Origin of the sequence: Pseudomonas sp. Sample_9 (assembly GCF_004307535.1) — a bacterium.
In the GTDB taxonomy this organism is placed as follows: Bacteria; Pseudomonadota; Gammaproteobacteria; order Pseudomonadales; family Pseudomonadaceae; genus Aquipseudomonas; species Aquipseudomonas mercuritolerans.
The window spans coordinates 1-2,650 of the sequence record NZ_RAZO01000332.1 but is presented as its reverse complement, the minus strand read 5'-3'; the positions used below and the strand labels follow the sequence as shown (position 1 = coordinate 2,650).

Genomic DNA, 2,650 nt, shown 5'->3' with positions numbered 1-2,650 from the left:
TCGCCGACCACCGGAATGAACACCAGCATGCAGCCGGCAATGATGCCGTTCTTGGCCAGCGGCACGGTGATCTTCCAGAAGTTGTTGAAGTTGCTCGAACCCAGATCCTGCGCGGCTTCCAGCAGACTGTTGTCGTGCTTGACCAGGTTGGCGTAGAGCGGCAGCACCATGAACGGCAGATACGCGTAAACCACGCCGATGTACACCGCAGTGTTGGTGTTGAGGATCTCGATCGGGTGATCGGTGAGCCCGGTCCACATCAGGAACCCGTTGAGCAGACCGTTGTTGCTGAGGATGCCCATCCACGCATACACGCGGATCAGGATCGCGGTCCAGGTCGGCATCATGATCAACAGCAGCAGGACGTTTTGCGTTTCCTTGCCGGTCTTGGTGATCGCGTAGGCCATCGGGAAACCGATCACCAGGCACATCAGCGTGCTCAGTGCCGCGACCTTCAGCGAGCCGAGATACGCCGACAGGTACAGCTCGTCTTCGCCGAGCAGGGAGTAGTTGCCGATGTTCAGCAGCAGCTGGAATTTCTGTTCGGCGAAGGTGTAGATCTCCGAGTACGGCGGGATCGACAGCGCGGCTTCCGAGAAGCTGATCTTCATCACCAGGAAGAACGGCAGCATGAAGAACAGGAACAGCCAGATGAACGGAATGCCGATCACCAGTTTTCGTCCGCTGGGCACCAGGCGCAGGAATTGCTGATTGAAAGTTCTCATGAGCGCAGCACCACGCCGCTGTCGTCTTCCCACCAGACGTAGACCTTGTCGTCCCAGGTCGGCCGCGCGCCACGGCGTTCGGCGTTGGCCATGAACGACTGGACGATCTTGCCGCCGGGCAGCTCGACGTAGAACACCGAGTGGCCGCCAAGGTAGGCAATGTCGTGGACCTTGCCTTCGGACCAGTTGTAGCGGAACTCCGGTTGGGTGGTGCTGACGAGCATTTTTTCCGGGCGGATGGCGTAGGTGATCGACTTGTCCTGCACCGACGTGCTGACGCCGTGACCGACATAGATCTTCTGCTGCAAGTCGGGGCTGTGAATGATCGCGTGGCCTTCGAGATCTTCCACCACGGTGCCGTCGAAAGCGTTCACGTTACCGATGAATTCGCAGACCATGCGGCTGACCGGCGCTTCATAAATGTCCACCGGGCTGCCGATCTGCGCGATCCAGCCCAGGTGCATGATCGCGATGCGCTGGGCCATGGTCATGGCTTCTTCCTGGTCGTGGGTGACCATGACGCAGGTCACGCCGACGCGCTCGATGATTTCCACCAGCTCAAGCTGCATCTGCGAACGCAGCTTTTTATCCAGCGCACCCATCGGCTCGTCGAGCAGCAACAGTTTCGGCCGTTTGGCCAACGAGCGGGCGAGGGCCACGCGCTGCCGCTGGCCGCCGGACAACTGGTGCGGGCGGCGCTTGGCGTATTGGGTCATGTGCACCAGACGCAGCATTTCTTCGACGCGGGCATCGATTTCGCTGGCAGGCAAACGGTCCTGCTTGAGGCCGAAGGCGATGTTCTGTGCCACGGTCATGTGCGGGAACAATGCGTAGGACTGGAACATCATGTTGATCGGCCGCTCGTAAGGCGGCATGTCGGTGATGTCCACGCCATCGAGCAGAATCCGCCCCTCGGTCGGCCGCTCGAAACCGGCGAGCATGCGCAGCAGAGTCGATTTGCCCGAACCGGAACCGCCCAGCAGCGCGAATATTTCGCCCTGATGGATCTCCAGGGACACATCGTCCACGGCCACGGTTTCGTCGAACTTCTTGGTGACACGATCGACTTTCACCAGCACCTTTTTCGGTTGCTGCTGACCCTCGAGTGCCTTGCGGTAAGTGCTGGAGGCGTTTGCCATGTGAAACTCCCAACAGGTGTCGTGTGCCTGGCCAATGTGGCCGGGCTTAAGTGGATTGCGGAGCGGTCCGGAATGCCTGTCAGCTGGCGCAGAACCTGTGGGAGCGAGCCTGCTCGCGAATACGGAGTGTCAGTCGACATCATCGTTTGCTGATACGCCGCTTTCGCGAGCAGGCTCGCTCCCACAGGGGATATGCGTTGACCTGAGTGGCCTTTGTCCGTACCGATCCGGCTTGTTCGGCGCCGCCGTCCTGGCTGCCTGGGTCGTACTTGTTGTTATCACGGGTGTTGCAGTTCACGACTGGCGGATGTGCAAACGCACACCCGCCAGGCGTGGGGGCAGTAAATCGTTATCTGGTTTGGGATTGCGTCAGCGCTGACTGCGCCGCGCCGCCCGTTGCCGGCACGCTGCGCCGAACGCCTGGAAAATCTTCAGGTAGTTCGGGTTGTCCAGCACTTGCCATTCCGGGTGCCATTGCACGCCGAGGGCGAAGGTCGGGCTGTGCTCGACCGAGATCGCTTCGATCAGGCCGTCCGGCGCCACGGCTTCAGCACGCAGGCCGGGGGCGAGGCGGTCGATGCCCTGACTGTGAATCGAATTGACCTGAAATTCGTCGGGCAGCTCCAGCGCTTCGAACACACCGCCAGCGATGACGCTGACCGCATGGGCCGGCGCGTATTGCACGGCGACATCCGGGCTGTCGGCTTCACGGTGATCGAGCATGCCGGGCAGCTCGTGCACCTTCTGATGCAGGCTGCCGCCGAACGCCACGTTCATTTCCTGGAA

At 60.9% G+C, this 2,650-nt stretch carries 3 protein-coding genes; all 3 read right to left on the bottom strand.

Annotated features, from left to right (window positions below; genetic code table 11):
- On the bottom strand, positions 1–725 hold a 725-nt coding region (locus tag D6877_RS18595; RefSeq protein WP_130911720.1), incomplete at its 3' end, for an ABC transporter permease subunit.
- A complete protein-coding gene (gene potA, locus D6877_RS18590; protein ID WP_024013333.1) occupies positions 722–1,864 on the bottom strand; it encodes a polyamine ABC transporter ATP-binding protein in 1,143 nt (380 codons plus the stop codon). The genes potA and D6877_RS18595, both read right to left, overlap by 4 nt.
- Before the next feature lie 369 nt (positions 1,865–2,233).
- Positions 2,234–2,650: gamma-glutamyl-gamma-aminobutyrate hydrolase family protein (locus D6877_RS18585; RefSeq protein WP_178083713.1), on the bottom strand; the 417-nt coding region annotated here is incomplete at its 5' end.